We start from the raw sequence: 16,717 nt of genomic DNA on the forward strand, positions 1-16,717 counted from the left end.
ATATAAAGCTAATTTCCTTTTAATATGTTTAATATTTAGATTTTTGTACTATAATGATAAGTATAAATAAAAAAAGTGATTTTGGAGGAATAAAAAATGGAAAATAAGTATATAATATTTGATACACATGCCCATTATGATGATGAAGCTTTTGATGAAGATAGAGAATCACTTTTAAAGGAGCTTAAAGAAAATAATGTCATAGGGATATTAAATTGTGCATCAAGTTATGAAAGTATAGATAAAACAAATAAATTAGCAATAAATAATGACTTTATATATGGCGCTTTAGGAATACATCCAGAAAATGCGAATGAATTTAATGATAATGTAGAAAATGAAATTAAAGAGTTAATTAAAAAGAATGAAAAAATAATAGCCATAGGAGAAATAGGGTTAGATTATTACTGGGAAGAAAATCCATCAAGGGAGATTCAAAAAAAGGTTTTTAGAGAACAAATGAGATTAGCAGAGACTTTAAACCTTCCAGTTGTAATTCATGATAGGGATGCCCATGGAGATACTTTAGAGATAATGAAGCAATTTCCAAATGTTAAGGGGATTGTTCATTGCTTTTCTGGTAGCACAGAATTTGCAGTTGAATGTATAAAACTTGGCTACTATATAGGCATCGGAGGTGTTGTAACATTTAAGAATGCTAAGAAGATAGTAGAAGTAGTAAAGCAAATTCCATTAGAAAATATACTGGTTGAAACAGATGCTCCATATATGGCACCGACACCAAATAGAGGAAAAAGGAATAAATCAGATTATATAGCTTATATAATAGAACAAATTGCTCAAATTAAAGATTTGAACCCAAAAGAAGTCAATTTGGTAGTAAATGATAATTTTAAGAGGTTGATAGGAAAAGATATATAAAGTAAAATTAATAGGTACCCATATTGGGAAAAATTAACATAATTTAAACGAAGGACTAAGTAATAAAAAACAATCTACTTTCAATAATAACTGTAAAAACTGCTATTATATTTATAATTTATATTTTAATATGCATAGATTTGCATTTTATCTACAGTTTTTAAATGCAGGAGGTCAAATTTGACAAAAGCGATCAATTCAATTATAATGCAAAAGACGCTCTTGCCAAAGGGAGGAAGTAGAGATGGTAGAGAATTTAAAAAAATACCTGAAAAATAACTTTTCTAACGGTCCGAAGGCAAAAATACTGATAGGCATTATAATGCTAGCAATTATACTATCAGTGACGTTGGTAAACATGAGAAAGACAATAATAATAAAAATAGACGGAAAAGAAGAAACATTTGTCACATATAAGAGGACTGTTAAAGATGTGTTGGATATTCAAGGAGTTACACTTAACTCTAAGGATAAAGTTCAACCAGCTTTAAATAGTAATGTATCTGAAGGTGATACAATATCTATTAAAAGAGCTGTTTCAGTAGAGTTAGTTGTAGGCGAAAAGAATATAAGCCTAGAAACAGCTGAAGATACTATTGAAGACATGCTAGAAGTAGAAAAAGAAGAACTAAAGGAGCAAGGCATTGAGTATACTGATGGAGTAGATGAAATATCTCCTGCATTAGATACCAAGATTGAAGACAACCTACAAATCAATTTAGTTAAAGTTGAAGTAAAAAGCGAATTAGCTAAAGAAGCTATTAATTTTGATGTGGTGTTAGAAGAAGATTCAAATCTTGAGAGTGGTCTTGAAGAAACGAGGCAAGAAGGAGCAGCAGGGGAAAAGGAAGTCGTTTACGAAGTAGTTTATAAAAACGGTATAGAATTTTCTAAAACTGTTAAAAGCTCGAAAGTAGTAGCAGAACCAGTAAATAAAATAGTTGCTCAAGGCACTAGAAGAACTTTTGCCAGTAGAGATGGGCAGTTATTAGATTATAAGAGCGTTTTATACTGTGAATCTACTGCATATAGTGGTGGCGGGGTTACAGCAACAGGAACTGTACCTGTAAGGGACCCAAATGGTATTAGTACTATAGCGGTAGATCCAAGAGTTATCCCACTAGGATCATTAGTTTATGTTGAGGGATATGGTAAAGCAGTAGCATCAGATACTGGTGGAGCTATAAAAGGTAATATCATTGATGTATATGTCAATTCTGAAGAAGAAGCATATAGTAACTGGGGAAGAAAATATAATGTTCCTGTTTATATTTTAGCTTATCCTGGAGAATGGTAAAATGGGAGGATGCTCTAATGAGCATCCTTTTATTTTTCTTAAGAAAGATACATATTATAAATTTCAGTATAAAAATTTTTTATGATTTGACATAATAAATATATAAGGATAAATTATTATTTAGGTATATTTGAGAAAGGAAGTTAATATTTTGATAAGGGAAGTTATTGTAGTTGAGGGAAGAGATGATATAACAGCAGTTAAACAAGCGGTTGATGCTGAGGTTATTGCTGTTGGTGGCTTTGGAATAAATGCTAGAGTTATTGAAAGAATAAAAGAAGCTCAAAAGAGGAAAGGTGTAATAGTATTAACAGATCCAGATTTTGCAGGAGAAAAAATTAGAAGTATTATATCTAAGAGAGTTAAAGGGATTAAACATGCTTATATTGCTCAAGAGGATGGAATCAAGGGAGATGACATAGGAGTTGAGAATGCATCGCCAGAAGTTATAATTGAAGCATTAAATAGAGCAAAGGTATCTGAAGAAATAATTGAGGAGATATATAATTCAGAAGATATGTTTTATTTTAAACTTACAGGGGATATTAATTCAAAGAAGAGAAGAATGATGTTAGGTAAGGAACTTGGAATTGGCTATGGAAATGCAAATCAAATGTTAATTAGATTAAATAAATATTCCATAACTAGGGAAGAATTTATTACTGCAATAGAAAAAATAGAGAAAAAACTAGGGGTGAATATTGGTGGAAATTAAAGATGTAAAAACTGCTGAATTAGTTAAGAAATATAATTTTAAATTCTCAAAAAGCTTAGGCCAAAATTTTTTAGTAGATGATTCAGTGCCTAAGGATATAGTATTAGGAGCAGAAGTAGATGAAAATGATTTAGTTATAGAAATAGGGCCTGGAGTTGGAACCTTAACAGCTCAACTTTTAAATAAGGCTAAAAAAGTAGTAGCTATAGAGTTAGATAATGATTTAATTCCTATTTTAACAGAAGAACTTGGAAGTGATCCTAAGTTCACTTTAATACATAATGATGCCCTAAAAGTTAATTTTAATGAAATAATTGGCGAAGAAAAAAGCGTAAAACTAGTAGCTAACCTACCTTATTATGTAACTACTCCAATTATAGTTAAGTTATTAAAAGAAAAATATAACTTTAAATCATTAACTATAATGATTCAAAAAGAAGTTGCAGAAAGAATGGATGCAGAGCCAGGTAATAAAGATTATGGATCACTTTCATTATTAGTACAATATTATTGCAATACAAAGATTATAAGAAAAGTACCACCTCAATGCTTTATTCCAAGACCTAAGGTTGACTCTATAGTAATCAGATTAGATAGATTAGATGAACCTAAGGTTGAAGTGGAGAATGAAAAATTGTTTTTTGAAATAATAAGAAGTTCTTTTAATATGAGAAGAAAAACTCTTTGGAATGGAGTTAAGAATATAGGATTACCTAAGGAAGAATTAGAATTAGCCTTTGAAGAGGCTGGTATAGATCCAAAGAGAAGAGGAGAAACATTAACCATAGAAGAATTTGCTCTTCTATCTGATAAAATAAATAAATATTTAAAGAAGAACTAATTAATAAACTCGTGAGAATTTTGAATTAAAATACAAAAATCTTACGAGTTTTATTTTTAACATATTTGGATATGGTTAGCATATAATGTATTGAATTAATGTAAAATGGAGGTTTTAAAGGTTTGTCACAATTAAATAAGTTGTATAGAAATTTTATTATTTTACAAGAAGATGAAAGAGGCTATTCTAACTCTAGCGACAAAACCTTATCAGGATATTCAAAGGTAGAAGCAAAAGGGAATGTATGTAAAATTTCCTTTTATGCTCAAAATCTAAGAAATGATGAAGAAGATTATTGTATCTTAGCCATATGCAACAAAAAGGATACTAAGAAAATCATAAACTTAGGTAAGATACATGTATCTGATGGTGGTAAGGCGGAAGTAACTAAAGAATATCCCTTAGATAATATAGCTGGATTAGGAATATCTTATGATAAAATATCTGGAGCAGCTATAGGAAAGATGAAAAATAGTATTCCAATAATAGTTATGTGTGGTTTTATTAATGGAGAACAACCAAGTGATAGTTGGAAAAATTATAAGGTTGTTAAGTCTGCTCATGATAAAGCCAAGGATAAAATGGGATATGTGAAGAAAGAAGATAAGAAAAAGAAAGATAAACATAGGTCTGAAGAGATAAAAGAGGTAGAATTAGCAGAAGAAGAGATTCATGAAATAGTAGAAAGAGAAATAGAAGAAAAAGTTAATGAAGAAGAGCCAAGAGTAGAAGAAGAAATTTATGAAGAAATAGAGGATGAAAACTCAGAAAGAGAAATCGAGGTTAACGATGAAGAGGTTAGAGGGGATGAATCAGAGATATTAGATGAATCCGAAGATTTGGAAGAGGTTAATAAAGAAGATATAGAGGTTAATGAAGACGAAACTAGAAATCAATATGAAGAAGAAGTAGAAGAAGAAGTAGTTGATGAAAATAATCCATTTATAATTAATGATTATAATAATAATCCATTTAGCTCTAATATTAATGATAATCTATACGGTGTGGAAGAATTAAACAGAGGGTATATAAAGAATAAATTCGATGAATATGAAGAAAAGTTAGAAGAAAAGACAAGCGAATTTAAGATTAGGGGAAGTGTAGGAGAGTATTTTGAAGGATTAGTTAATGGGTTTGAACACTGTAGAAATAAATATGATGAAATAAAATTCTGTAAGTGGTATAAGATTCCTGTAAATGACCTACATGAAATGTGCAACATGTCTAATTATAATAGATATGCAGTAGCATATTATCCAATGCTTAACTATTATCCATATATACGAAAGCATAGAAACTTTATGTTAGGTTATAAATGTGATAAGGATGGAAATTTAAGATATATAGTATATGGAATTCCAGGTATGAAAGATAAAGATGATCAACCTTACGAAGGAAAAACTGGTTTTGTAACTTGGGTTAGTGATGAGTCTAGGGATGGAATGGGATGTTGGTTAATGTTCTATGATTTTAAAAATTCAACTGTTGTTGTGCCTATGCAATAATGGGTATGAGAATAAAATGTACTTATAAATCCTAATGAGTATATTAAATGAATAAGAAAATCTATACCATCACCTTACTGGTAATCCTTATGTTTTCTATAACCTTAATGAGAAATTTATTTATAAAAGACATTAAAGAAGTCGCATTATCCAATAATAATACTGAGAAATTTAATGAACATGTATTGAGAGAGGGAAAGTATAGTTTTTTATTGCCAGAAGGATGGGATATAGATAGTGAAAGTGACTTAAATAGTGATATTAATATTAGCTTTAGTAATAGGAAGAATATTTATGGAAATATATCTATTGTAGATGGAGATTTAAATGATCTTACTAAAAATATCACTAAGGACAATGATAATACTAAAGTCATAGATGAAGATTATAAATGGAATGTAATAACTCTAAGTGAGAACAATGAGACTAATATGTATTATCTTAGAAATTACTCAGATGGGAAGGTTCTTATATTAAAGTTTTCTTACAATACAGGTAAGGAAAAAAACAGCATTAAAGTTGTTTTTGATTATATAGCAATGAGTTTTAAGTAATTCTTTAATAAGATTTGCTATTAAAGAATTAAAGTATTATAATTTATTTATAATTAGGAGAAGTTATTACTTCTCCTAATTAACTATTAAGAATTGTAGGGATAACCTTTTTTAGAGGGGAAGGATATTATTGAAAAAAACAACAAAGTATTTAATTGCTGTATTATTGATGATATTATCTGTTAACTTAACATCTTGTAGTGTTATAGATAGTATAAAAAATAAGTTTAAAAGTAATAATGGATATTTTGACTACGTAGGAAGTAATCAAGTAGACCAAATAAGTATTCAAAGTGTAAGGGATGAGTCTTTTAAGTTTTTAGTAACTGATGAAAAAGCGATTTTAAATATGTATGAACTTTTAGCAAAGGCAAAGGTTAGTGAAACTAAATCAGATTTACAACCAGATTATAAAGTTGAAATTACTATGGGGGATGAAGTTGAACAATTTAATTATGTTGTAGGTGAATATGAAGGAAACTTTTATAATGATGAAATGAGTTTCACTGTATCTAAAAGACTTGATGAAGGAATTCTTCAAAATCTATCTATAATAAGTAAACCTAGAGACTTTGAGTACATATACTATGAGCCTGTTTTAGACATAATAAACAATTTAAGTAATACTTTAGGTTATGAAAATAGAAAAATAGGTGTAGATATTAAAGGGGATGTAGATTGTTTAAAATATATATTTTCTACAGATTTGGAAAGCTTTTTAAAGAAAGCACGAAAAATTGCGCCTAATATAGATATAATAGATAATAATGAAAGTGATTTCGATATTATAATAAGGATTAAAAATAGAGGGTATAGTACAACTCAATATAAAAGTAATATAACAGTTGAGGATAAGCAAGAAAAAGATCAATATTACTATTATATAGTTGGAGAAAATGAATATAACGAATGGGACACTAACATTTATACGGAGGATGATCTTCCAAAGGATGTTAAGAGAAACTGGTAGGAGGTGTTATTATGTCAAATAGTTCAATGAATCAAAATCAGAAAAAGACTGGGAAAGTTTTAAATTTTGGTCAAAGTGGGAATGGAAAAATAAAACCTAAATATGGTGTAATAAAGAATGTTATAGGCGTAATAAGTGGTAAAGGTGGAGTTGGTAAATCTACCGTTACTGGAATATTAGCTAGTACATTAAGGAAAAAAGGATACAAGGTTGGTGTCTTAGATGCAGATATTACGGGGCCATCTATGCCTAGGTTTTTTGGCATAAATGATAAGAGAGCCAAAATAGAGCCTATTGATGAAAATAATTTTAAGTATTATCCTGTATTATCAAAAGGAGGGGTTAAGGTTCTTTCAATGAACTTATTAATTCCAAAAGAAGATGATCCAGTAGTATGGAGAGGTCCTATAGTAACTAGTGTATTAACTCAATTATTTACTGATACGGTTTGGGAGGATTTAGATTACTTATTAATAGATATGCCACCTGGGACGTCGGATATAACTCTAACTGTTATGCAAAGTTTTCCTATTACTGAACTTATCATAGTATCAACTCCACAAGATATGGTATCTATGATAGTTAAGAAAGTTATAGCAATGGCTAATAAGATGCCATTACCTATAAGAGGAGTAGTGGAAAATATGTCTTATATCACTTGTCCAGGATGTGATACTAAGATAAAGGTATTTAGTAAAAAATCAGCAGAAGAGCATGCAGAATATTTAGGAATACCACTAATTGGTGAATTGCCTATTAATGTTGATTTAACAGAGGCCTTAGAAGAAGGAAAGGCAGAAGAATATGTAGTTAATAATGATTTATATTCATTAATTTTTGAAGGCCTATATTAATATAGCACATAAAAATTAACCTTGCGGGAACAATATAATTGAATTAATTATGAAGGGAAGCGAATATTATGGAAGCTCATGTAGATAAAGATATATGTATTGGATGTGGTTTATGTCCATCTATTTGTGAGGTAGTATTTGAAATGGATGATGATGGCAAGGCCGTTGCAAAAACCCCTGAAGTTCCTAGCGAGCATGAAGATGAAGCTAAGGATGCAGAAGCAAGTTGCCCAGTAAGTGCAATTAGTGTATCATAATAAAAAAGATGCTTGAATCAAGCATCTTTTTTATTTTTAGGAATTAATATTTAGAAGAATCTATAATCTTTAAAAGAAATCAACTATTTTATCTTGAGTAATCTTAGGCTTGTTGCTTGGACTGCAACTAACATTAGTTGTATCTATATTAATAGTATCTCCTAAATTTAAATATCCTGGTATTTGGCTTAAAGGCATTTTCATTATCGTATCATCTTCTAATGCAACAAATGCTTCAAAAAAATTATAATCAATTACTTTTCCTTTCAAAATAACACCACCTATAAGTTGTTAATGTTATTCTGCTCATAAATAAAAATTTTAATACAAATAATGATTATTTATATAAATCTCTGTAAATAATTTTAAATACCTTCAGAGATTCTTCTATTTTGGGTTTTAGAAGATTTTTTCTAGTTTCATACTCCTTAATGCCTTTAGGAGTTAAAGAATAGACCTTTTGAAACTTTTTCTTAGGATTATCCCATTCACCAAATATATACTCATCTTTTTCAAGTTTCTTTAATAATGGATATATTCCCCCGGTGCTTGGTAGCCAAAGTCCAGCTGTCTTTTCACCTATTTTATTAGCAATATCATTTCCATTTGATGGACTGATACTAAGTATATGGAGAACATATATAGGTAATAAACCTTTAGTAAAAACTTGACCTACAGATTCCTTTTCTTTTTGAATCTTTTTTAGTTCAGCAAGCTTTTCTTTATACTCCTGATGCAGTCTTTTTTCTTCTTCTTTTATATCTTCTATACTACTTAAGTGAAGGTTTAAATCATCCATACTAATCTACCTTTTGAATTGCAAGACCAAGTAAACCTGGGCCTCCATGAACTCCTAAAGCTGGGCTTATTTGAGAAATATCAAGGCTCATTATATTATCTAATCCTTTTAAAGATTCTAAAAAGCTTTTAGCTTCTTCTAAAGCTCCACCATGAAGAACCCAAACCTTACAAGGGCCTTGAGAAAGGGATTCTTTTAAAATATTAGTAAGTCTAAGAATAGATTGTTTTCTGCCTCTAGCCTTGCAAACTGTATAGTAAATTCCATCCTCATCAACAGTAACAATAGGTTTTAGGTTTAGCATTTCTCCTATTGTTCCTGCAATTTTACCAATTCTTCCACCTTTTTTTAAGTAGTCTAAAGTATTAACAGTAAAATATCCTGTTATACTTTTTCTTATATTTGGTAGATTATCCACTATATATTCAAAACTTTTACCTGCTTCAATTAACTTTGCTACTTCAAAAGCTACTATTCCTTCAGGCATAGCTAAAATCTTTGTATCAAAAACATGAGATACTAACTTAGGATGATCTTCTAAAGCTAATCTTATAGAGTTAAATGTTCCAGATAAACCGCTAGAAATAGTAACAGCAATAACATGGGTATATCCTTCATTTTCTAATGAAGATAATATTTCTTCTAAATCTTCTGCGCTAGGAAGAGAAGTTTTTGGAACCTCTTTTTCTAAATTGCTATAAATTTCATCTGCAGATATATCTAACATATCTTTATATTCTCCATGAGAATAAGATATTCTAAGTGGAAGTAGTTTTATATTATTTTCCCTTATTGTTTCAAGAGATAAGTCACATGCGCTATCAACTAATAATGCTATTTTTTGCATAAAATCCTCCTAATAATCATTCCATAATTATAAATTAATTATATCATAACGAAAAACTATATCAATAGTGATAATATTAAATCTTATCACTATTGATATAGTTTTTAGTGTTATAAGAAGGGAATTGTCAAATTTAAATAATAATAAAAACAGGGTAATTATAAATTTAGAATAGTTTATAATGTAAATACTAGAAAATGCTAGATTTTTCTAAATTGAAAAGAATAATTTAAAGTAATATAATGAATACTAATGTTATACAATATGTAGTATTTGGGAGGTTGATTATATGCTATATGTAGTGAAAAGGGATGGAAGGGAAGTTCCTTTTGATTCAGTTAAAATAGCAAATGCAATTAAAAAGTCTGGAGAAGAAATTGGGGAAAAGCTAAGGGAAAGTGAAGTATTAAGAGTAGTGCAAAAAGCTACAAGCTATATTGAGGAAGAAAATAGAAGCAAAATAACTGTTGAGGAAATTCAAAATATAGTAGAAAAATCTTTAATTCATGAAGGATATAAAAATGTTAAATTTATTTATTCTAACTATAGAAGAGAAAGAACTAAGGTTAGAGAAATAAAATCAGATTTGATGAAAGCTATTGAAAAAATAGGAGTAGAAACTGATAGGGATAATGCAAATGTAGGAAATAATTTCAGCTCAAAGCTGTTAAGAATAGCATCAGAGTCTAATAAGTGGCATAATCTAGCCATTATGCCCAAAAAATTGGCAAGGGCTCACGAAATTGGAGATTTATATTTTCATGACCTAGATAGTTATAATTTAACTATAAATTGTCTTCATATACCAACAAGAGAGGTACTTGAAAAAGGGTTTAATACAGGTTATGGAACTATTAAATCTCCAAGAAGAATAGAAACAGCTGCTGAGCTTTCATGCATATTACTTCAATCATCACAAAATGATATGTTTGGTGGTCAATCACATCCAGATTTTGATAATGATTTATCTATATTTATTGAGCCTACTAGACAAGAAATAATAGATGAACTTGAGGAGTTAGGTGTTGATAATGATAAAATTGAAGTTTTAGCCGAAAAAAGATTAAAAAAGAGAGTACATCAGGCTATGCAAGGAATTGTATACAATTTAAATACAATGCATTCAAGAGCTGGTTCGCAGGTACCATTTAGTTCAATTAATTTAGGAATACCTAATTCTGATGATGCTGCATTAATTTGTGAAATATTTTTAAAAGAATATGAAAAGGGATTAGGTAAAGGAGAGCAACCTATTTTTCCTAACATAATATTTAGGGTTAAAGAGGGGATAAATAGAGAGCCAGAAGATAAATATTATTATTTGTATAAATTAGCTTGTGAAGTGGCAGCTAAAAGAATGAATCCTACATTTATGAATATAGATGCAGATTTTAATAAGGAATATTATGATAAGGGATATATGCCAGCAACCATGGGATGTAGAACTTATTTAATGAAAAATATTAATGGTGAACCTGGTTGTAAAGGTAGGGGGAATATTGCCCCTGTAACAATTAATTTACCTAGAATAGGAATGCAATCTAAAGGTGATGTAGAAGAGTTTTTTAACATATTAGATACAAGACTAGAGCTAGCAAAAGAAGCTTTGTTGAATAGATATGATGTTTTGAAAAAACTAAGAGTTAAAGATTTACCTTTTGTGGCTGGGCAAGGATTAATAAAGGGGTCTGAAGGGTTGTCCCAAGAAGATTCTATTGAACCAATATTAAAGCAAGGTACATGGGGAATAGGGTTTATAGGACTTGCAGAAACATTAGTATCTTTAGTAGGACATCATCATGGTGAAAATAAAGAGTCAAGAGAGTTAGGTATTAAAATAATTACGTATATTAGAAAGTTTGTAGATAGACTAACTGAAGAAACTAAACTAAATTGGAGTTGTTATGCTACTCCAGCAGAGGGGTTGTCTGGTAAATTTATAAAACAAGATAAGAAAATTTTTGGAATAATTAAAGGTATTACAGATAAAGATTACTATACAAATAGCTTTCATATTCCAGTAAATTATCCTATATCAATAAAGGATAAAATAGATATCGAAGCACCTTATCACAAACTTTGTAATGCAGGACATATTAGTTATATAGAGGTAGATGATAGACCTTCTGGGGAAATTATAATGGATATATTGAATTATGCATATAAGAGTACAAATATAAGCTATTTAGGAATTAATTTTCATATAAGATATTGTAAAAATTGTGGAGAGTTCTTAAATAGTAGTGAAAGAAAGTGTAATAAATGTGGAAGTGAAGAGATTCAAGGAGTATCTAGAGTAACTGGATACTTAAGCTTAGATGAAAGGTTTGGTCCTGGAAAATATGAAGAAAGGGCAGATAGGATTTCTCACTCTGGAAACAAAAAAAATTATAGTGTGATTTAATGAATGAGTATAAAAGGCAAGATAATCTAATTTTAAAGAGAAGCTTGCCTTTTCACTTTCTTAGATGCAAGATTTTATATTTTCATTGCAGAAATTTGTGAAAAAATCATATATAAAATTATTTTGCAAAGAAAAAGTGAAATAATTTTATAAAAACTTGCAATTTTCATATAAATCAATGGTGATTTCACTTGTTTGAATTAACTATATATGGTAAAATTATTATTAATAATTTTTGGAAATTATGGATTTTTCAGTTGGGGAACTTTATTTAGTAGTAAGTAATAAATAATTTTAAGGGGGAAGCTTATGTCAGTAAAGAATGTGAAAGATGGTAAAGAAATTTTTATTGTAGATACTACATTAAGGGACGGAGAACAAACAGCTGGCGTTGTTTTTGCTAATGATGAAAAGATAGCAATAGCTAGTATGTTAAGTGACCTTGGGGTAGATCAACTTGAAGTGGGAATTCCTACTATGGGTGGAGATGAAAAAGAAGCCATAAAAAGAATTGCAAAGAGAAATTTAAAATCTAGTATTATGGCTTGGAATAGAGCAGTAATAAAGGATATTGAAGAGTCAATAGACTGTGGAGTAGATGCGGTAGCAATTTCTATATCAGTTTCTGATATCCATATACAACATAAACTTAGAACATCTAGAGATTGGGTATTAGAAAATATGGTTAAATCAGTAGAATTCGCCAAGAAAAATGGATTATATGTTTCAGTAAATGGTGAAGATGCATCAAGAGCTGATAGGGAATTTTTAATTGAATTTATTGAAGTTGCTAGACAAGCTGGTGCTGATAGATTTAGATATTGTGATACTGTTGGGATAATGGAACCATTTAAAATTTGTGATAATATAAAATATCTTTACTCAAAGACTAACTTCGATATAGAAATGCATACTCATAATGATTTTGGTATGGCAACTGCAAATGCTATAGCAGGTATTATTGGCGGGGCTTCTCATGTTGGGGTTACAGTTAATGGTCTTGGGGAAAGGGCTGGTAATGCTGCCTTGGAAGAAGTTTTAATGGGACTAATGTTTGTATATAACTATGAGGGAAATATGGATACAACTATGTTTAGAGAAGTTTCTGAATATGTATCAAGAGCATCAGGAAGAATACTTCCAGCTTGGAAGGCAATAGTTGGGGATAATATGTTTGCACATGAATCGGGTATTCATGCAGATGGAGCTATAAAAAATCCAAAGAATTATGAAGCTTTTGATCCTGGTATTGTTGGACTTGAAAGACAAATAGTTATAGGAAAGCACTCTGGAAAAGCCGGAATTATAAATAAGTTTAAAGAGTATGGAGTAGATTTAGACGACATTTCAGCTCAAGGAGTTCTTCAAATGGTGAGAGCAACTTCTGTAAGACTTAAGAGAAGTTTATTTGATAAGGAACTAGTTCAAATATACAAGGAATACTTAAGAATAAAGGAACAAAATGTTAATTAACTTAAAGGGGGCAATAAATAATGGGAGACAATTTAGTTTATAAGATACTAAAAAGTCATTTAGTTGAAGGAAAAATTAAAATAGGTAAGGAAATAGGAATTAAAATAGATAGAACCTTAACTCAGGACTCAACAGGTACTATGGCATATTTACAATTAGAGGCTATGGGAATAGATAAAGTTAAGACTAAAAAGTCAGTAGCATTTATTGATCATAATATGTTACAGCAAGGATTTGAAAATGCAGATGATCATAAGTTCATACAAACTGTAGCATCAAAATATGGAGTCTATTTCTCTAAGCCCGGTAATGGAATTTGCCACCAGGTATTTTTAGAAAGATTTTCAGTTCCTGGAGATACTCTTATAGGATCAGATAGTCACACTCCAACTGCAGGAGGTGTTGGTATGCTTGCTATGGGGGCAGGTGGACTTGATGTTGCATTAGCAATGGGGGGAGGAGCCTATTATATAACTACTCCAAAGGTTTGCAAAATTAATTTAATTGGTAAATTACAGCCTATGGTAGCAGCAAAAGATATTATTCTTGAAGTTTTAAGAAGATTAACAGTTAAGGGTGGTGTTTCAAGGGTATTTGAGTATTCTGGAGAAGGAGTTAAGACTCTTTCAGTGCCACAAAGAGCTACAATTACTAATATGGGAGCAGAACTTGGTGCTACTACATCAATATTCCCAAGTGATGAAAAAACATTAGAATATTTTAAGGCTCAAGGAAGAGAAGAAGATTGGATAGAATTTAAACCTGATGAAGATGCAGTTTATGATGAAGAAATAACTATTGATTTAAATGAACTTAGACCTTTAGCAGCTAAACCACATAGTCCAGATAATGTTGAAGAAGTAGTAAGTATAGGTAAAATAAAAGTTGATCAAGTTGCAATAGGAAGTTGTACAAACTCTTCTTATGAAGATTTAATGAAGGTTGCAAAAATATTAAAAGGAAATAAGGTTCATAAGGATGTTAGTTTAGTAATAGCACCAGGCTCTAGACAAGTTATGGAGATGATTGCAAGAAACGGAGCCTTAGGTGATATTATTAGTGCAGGAGCAAGAATATTAGAAAATTCTTGTGGACCATGCATTGGGATGGGACAGGCTCCTGGAACTGATGGTATATCTTTAAGAACATTTAATAGAAATTTTTATGGGAGAAGTGGGACATTAACAGCTAAGGTTTATTTAGTAAGCCCAGAGACAGCAGCTGTTTCAGCTATAAATGGTGTATTAACAGATCCAAGAGAATGTGATGTAGATATAAAGATAGAAATGCCAGAAGGATTCTTAATAGATGATTCTATGATAATAACTCCAGCTGAAAATGGAAAAGATGTAGAAGTTCTTAGAGGACCTAATATAAAGCCATTCCCGGTGAATAAGCCATTAGGTGAGGATTTATCTGGAAAAGTATTAATAAAAGTTGAGGATAATATTACTACTGACCATATTATGCCTTCAAATTCTAAATTATTACCATTTAGATCTAATATACCGTATTTAGCTGAATATTGCTTTAATACAGTAGATGAAGATTTTCCTAAGCGTGCAAAAGAAAAAAATGGTGGTATAATAGTAGCAGGGAATAATTATGGACAAGGCTCTAGTAGAGAGCATGCAGCTCTTGTTCCCTTATATTTAGGAGTTAAAGCTGTAATAGCCAAATCTTTTGCAAGAATTCATAAAGCAAATCTTATTAATAATGGTATAATACCAATGGAATTTGAAGCTGAGGTAGATTACGATAATATAGGGCTTTTAGATGAACTTGTAGTAACTGATATTAAATCTGCTTTAGTTAATGGTAAGACTATAATTAAGAATGTTACTAAAGGAAGCTTATTTAATGTATATATTAATTTAACAGAAAAAGAAATTGAAGTTATTAAAGCTGGCGGAAGACTTAGTTATGTTAAGATAAAAGGGTAAATTTTATATAAACAGCATACAAGGCAATATTGTTTTGCATGCTGTTTTTATTTTATTAGTTGGGATATAATTGAAATTGAACAATATATAAGGAGGAAGTATGAAGAAGAGAGTAATTATTATTTTATTATTTGTTTTTGCTTTATTTTTGGTAGGATTATTTTATATTCCCAAGATGAAAACATTATCAAGCGAAGTGGGTAAAGAAAATTCCATAGAAAGTGTTGGAGAAGTAATTAGTGAAGCAGAGGAAGAAAAAGAGAATATAAATACAATAGAAATAGCTGCTACTGGAGATATACTAATACATAAGGAAATACTAGAAACTCAATATGACTCAGAAAGCGATAGCTATGATTTTAAAAATACACTTCAATATGTAAAAGAATATTTAAGCAATGCTGATTTAACTATATCAAATTTAGAAGGGACTTTATCTGGTATAGAAAATTATGGATTTTCAGGATATCCAAGCTTTAATGCTCCAGATGAATTAGCAGATGCAATGAAGTGGGCAGGAATAGATATAGTTAATAATATGAATAATCATTCGTTAGATAGGGACATTAGAGGGTTTTATAGAACTAGAGAAGTTTTAGAAGATAGAGGATTTGACATAATAGGAACTAGGTCAAGTGAAGATGATGATAGATATATAATAAAGGATGTTAAAGGAATAAAAGTTGGAATAATATCCTATAGTTATACTATGACAGCTGAGGGGGGAGTCAGAGGATTAAATGGAATCCATATATCAAGTGAAGTTTATCCATTAATGAATACATTTAGAGAAGATTCCTTAGAAGAGGATTTTCAGAATATGAAGGAAGAAATAAATAAAATGAAGTCCGATGGAGCTGAAGTTATAATATTTTATATGCATTGGGGAGATGAATATGAATTAGAGGCAAATGAGACTCAAATAGAAATAGCTCAATTCTTAGCAAATAACGGAGTGGATGTTATTTTTGCTACTCATCCGCATTCATTACAACCAATAGATGTTATTAAATCAGATGATGGACTTCATGAAACTTCAGTTATTTATTCTATGGGCAATTTCTTATCTAGTCAAAGAACTGAGAGGATAGAAAATCCTTATACAGAAGATGGAGTTATAGTTTTCGTTAAAATAAATAAAAATGAAGACACTGGAGAAATAAAAGTAGAATATCCAACATATATACCAACTTGGGTAAATTGGTATGGTAAGGATAATAAGTTATTTTATGAGGTAGTACCAGCAACTATAGATGATGCTGCATATTTAATTGATTCAGGAAAAAGCAGGGTAGTAGAATCTTTTAATAGAAGTAAAGGTATAATTGAATCATATAGTGATAAAATAAAAATAAGAGATTAAATTATATCAAAGG

The 16,717-nt window shown here is 30.0% G+C and carries 16 protein-coding genes; 13 read left to right on the plus strand and 3 right to left on the minus strand.

Annotated elements, in window-relative coordinates:
- Positions 1–96: 96 nt before the first annotated feature.
- The 9 genes from ACQPUY_RS12160 (at position 97) to ACQPUY_RS12200 (ending at position 7,875) form a co-directional block, all read left to right on the plus strand.
- On the plus strand, positions 97–882 hold the full coding sequence (locus ACQPUY_RS12160; RefSeq protein ID WP_430841503.1) for a TatD family hydrolase: 786 nt from the start codon (positions 97–99) through the stop codon (positions 880–882).
- A gap of 244 nt (positions 883–1,126) precedes the next feature.
- A complete protein-coding gene (locus tag ACQPUY_RS12165; protein ID WP_430841504.1) occupies positions 1,127–2,179 on the plus strand; it encodes a 3D domain-containing protein in 1,053 nt (350 codons plus the stop codon).
- A gap of 151 nt (positions 2,180–2,330) precedes the next feature.
- Entirely contained in the window at positions 2,331–2,894 is a 564-nt protein-coding gene (gene rnmV, locus ACQPUY_RS12170; RefSeq protein WP_430841505.1) for a ribonuclease M5, read from the plus strand.
- Entirely contained in the window at positions 2,884–3,735 is an 852-nt protein-coding gene (rsmA, locus tag ACQPUY_RS12175) for a 16S rRNA (adenine(1518)-N(6)/adenine(1519)-N(6))-dimethyltransferase RsmA (protein WP_430841506.1), read from the plus strand. The genes rnmV and rsmA overlap by 11 nt, the downstream gene beginning before the upstream one ends.
- A 122-nt stretch (positions 3,736–3,857) precedes the next feature.
- Positions 3,858–5,240, plus strand: coding sequence for a hypothetical protein (locus tag ACQPUY_RS12180; protein WP_430841507.1), 1,383 nt, complete (start codon positions 3,858–3,860; stop codon positions 5,238–5,240).
- 107 nt (positions 5,241–5,347) lie between these two features.
- Entirely contained in the window at positions 5,348–5,794 is a 447-nt protein-coding gene (locus ACQPUY_RS12185) for a hypothetical protein (RefSeq protein WP_430841508.1), read from the plus strand.
- Positions 5,795–5,924: 130 nt separating this feature from the next.
- Positions 5,925–6,764, plus strand: coding sequence for a hypothetical protein (locus ACQPUY_RS12190; RefSeq protein WP_430841509.1), 840 nt, complete (start codon positions 5,925–5,927; stop codon positions 6,762–6,764).
- Positions 6,765–6,790: 26 nt separating this feature from the next.
- Positions 6,791–7,618 carry an Mrp/NBP35 family ATP-binding protein gene (locus ACQPUY_RS12195; RefSeq protein WP_430841567.1) on the plus strand — a complete coding sequence of 276 codons (828 nt, stop codon included), beginning with the start codon at positions 6,791–6,793 and terminating at the stop codon, positions 7,616–7,618.
- A gap of 68 nt (positions 7,619–7,686) precedes the next feature.
- On the plus strand, positions 7,687–7,875 hold the full coding sequence (locus tag ACQPUY_RS12200; protein ID WP_430841510.1) for a ferredoxin: 189 nt from the start codon (positions 7,687–7,689) through the stop codon (positions 7,873–7,875).
- A 69-nt stretch (positions 7,876–7,944) separates the two neighbouring features.
- On the opposite strand, the gene ACQPUY_RS12205 is transcribed toward ACQPUY_RS12200, so the two are convergent.
- The 3 genes from ACQPUY_RS12205 to ACQPUY_RS12215 all read right to left on the minus strand — a co-directional run bounded on the left by ACQPUY_RS12205 (position 7,945) and on the right by ACQPUY_RS12215 (position 9,521).
- Positions 7,945–8,145, minus strand: a complete 201-nt coding sequence (locus ACQPUY_RS12205) for a hypothetical protein (RefSeq protein ID WP_430841511.1) — start codon at positions 8,143–8,145, stop codon at positions 7,945–7,947.
- A 67-nt stretch (positions 8,146–8,212) separates the two neighbouring features.
- Positions 8,213–8,674, minus strand: coding sequence for a PadR family transcriptional regulator (locus ACQPUY_RS12210; protein WP_430841512.1), 462 nt, complete (start codon positions 8,672–8,674; stop codon positions 8,213–8,215).
- Between the two features lies 1 nt (position 8,675).
- Positions 8,676–9,521, minus strand: a complete 846-nt coding sequence (locus ACQPUY_RS12215; protein WP_430841513.1) for a DegV family protein — start codon at positions 9,519–9,521, stop codon at positions 8,676–8,678.
- Between the two features lie 289 nt (positions 9,522–9,810).
- Between ACQPUY_RS12215 and ACQPUY_RS12220 the strand changes: the two genes are divergently transcribed.
- The 4 genes from ACQPUY_RS12220 (at position 9,811) to ACQPUY_RS12235 (ending at position 16,704) form a co-directional block, all read left to right on the plus strand.
- Positions 9,811–11,925, plus strand: a complete 2,115-nt coding sequence (locus ACQPUY_RS12220) for an anaerobic ribonucleoside triphosphate reductase (RefSeq protein ID WP_430841514.1) — start codon at positions 9,811–9,813, stop codon at positions 11,923–11,925.
- 309 nt (positions 11,926–12,234) lie between these two features.
- Positions 12,235–13,398 (plus strand): homocitrate synthase, encoded by a 1,164-nt coding sequence (gene nifV / locus ACQPUY_RS12225; RefSeq protein ID WP_430841515.1) that lies wholly within the window; start codon positions 12,235–12,237, stop codon positions 13,396–13,398.
- A gap of 20 nt (positions 13,399–13,418) precedes the next feature.
- Positions 13,419–15,341, plus strand: coding sequence for an aconitate hydratase (locus ACQPUY_RS12230; RefSeq protein WP_430841516.1), 1,923 nt, complete (start codon positions 13,419–13,421; stop codon positions 15,339–15,341).
- 100 nt (positions 15,342–15,441) lie between these two features.
- Positions 15,442–16,704 (plus strand): CapA family protein, encoded by a 1,263-nt coding sequence (locus tag ACQPUY_RS12235; protein WP_430841517.1) that lies wholly within the window; start codon positions 15,442–15,444, stop codon positions 16,702–16,704.
- Positions 16,705–16,717 lie beyond the last annotated feature (13 nt).

The organism is Clostridium nigeriense (assembly GCF_050585245.1).
GTDB lineage: Bacteria > Bacillota > Clostridia > Clostridiales > Clostridiaceae > Clostridium > Clostridium nigeriense_A.

What these genes read in the sequence shown, in the direction of transcription:
- ACQPUY_RS12235 (WP_430841517.1), top strand. Translation starts at nt 15,442, where the DNA reads ATGAAGAAGAGAGTAATTATTATTTTATTATTTGTTTTTGCTTTATTT.
- ACQPUY_RS12165 (WP_430841504.1), top strand. Translation starts at nt 1,127, where the DNA reads ATGGTAGAGAATTTAAAAAAATACCTGAAAAATAACTTTTCTAACGGT.
- ACQPUY_RS12210 (WP_430841512.1), bottom strand. Translation starts at nt 8,674, where the DNA reads ATGGATGATTTAAACCTTCACTTAAGTAGTATAGAAGATATAAAAGAA.
- ACQPUY_RS12200 (WP_430841510.1), top strand. Translation starts at nt 7,687, where the DNA reads ATGGAAGCTCATGTAGATAAAGATATATGTATTGGATGTGGTTTATGT.
- ACQPUY_RS12230 (WP_430841516.1), top strand. Translation starts at nt 13,419, where the DNA reads ATGGGAGACAATTTAGTTTATAAGATACTAAAAAGTCATTTAGTTGAA.
- ACQPUY_RS12160 (WP_430841503.1), top strand. Translation starts at nt 97, where the DNA reads ATGGAAAATAAGTATATAATATTTGATACACATGCCCATTATGATGAT.
- ACQPUY_RS12195 (WP_430841567.1), top strand. Translation starts at nt 6,791, where the DNA reads ATGAATCAAAATCAGAAAAAGACTGGGAAAGTTTTAAATTTTGGTCAA.
- ACQPUY_RS12220 (WP_430841514.1), top strand. Translation starts at nt 9,811, where the DNA reads ATGCTATATGTAGTGAAAAGGGATGGAAGGGAAGTTCCTTTTGATTCA.
- ACQPUY_RS12215 (WP_430841513.1), bottom strand. Translation starts at nt 9,521, where the DNA reads ATGCAAAAAATAGCATTATTAGTTGATAGCGCATGTGACTTATCTCTT.
- nifV (WP_430841515.1), top strand. Translation starts at nt 12,235, where the DNA reads ATGTCAGTAAAGAATGTGAAAGATGGTAAAGAAATTTTTATTGTAGAT.
- ACQPUY_RS12185 (WP_430841508.1), top strand. Translation starts at nt 5,348, where the DNA reads ATGAGAAATTTATTTATAAAAGACATTAAAGAAGTCGCATTATCCAAT.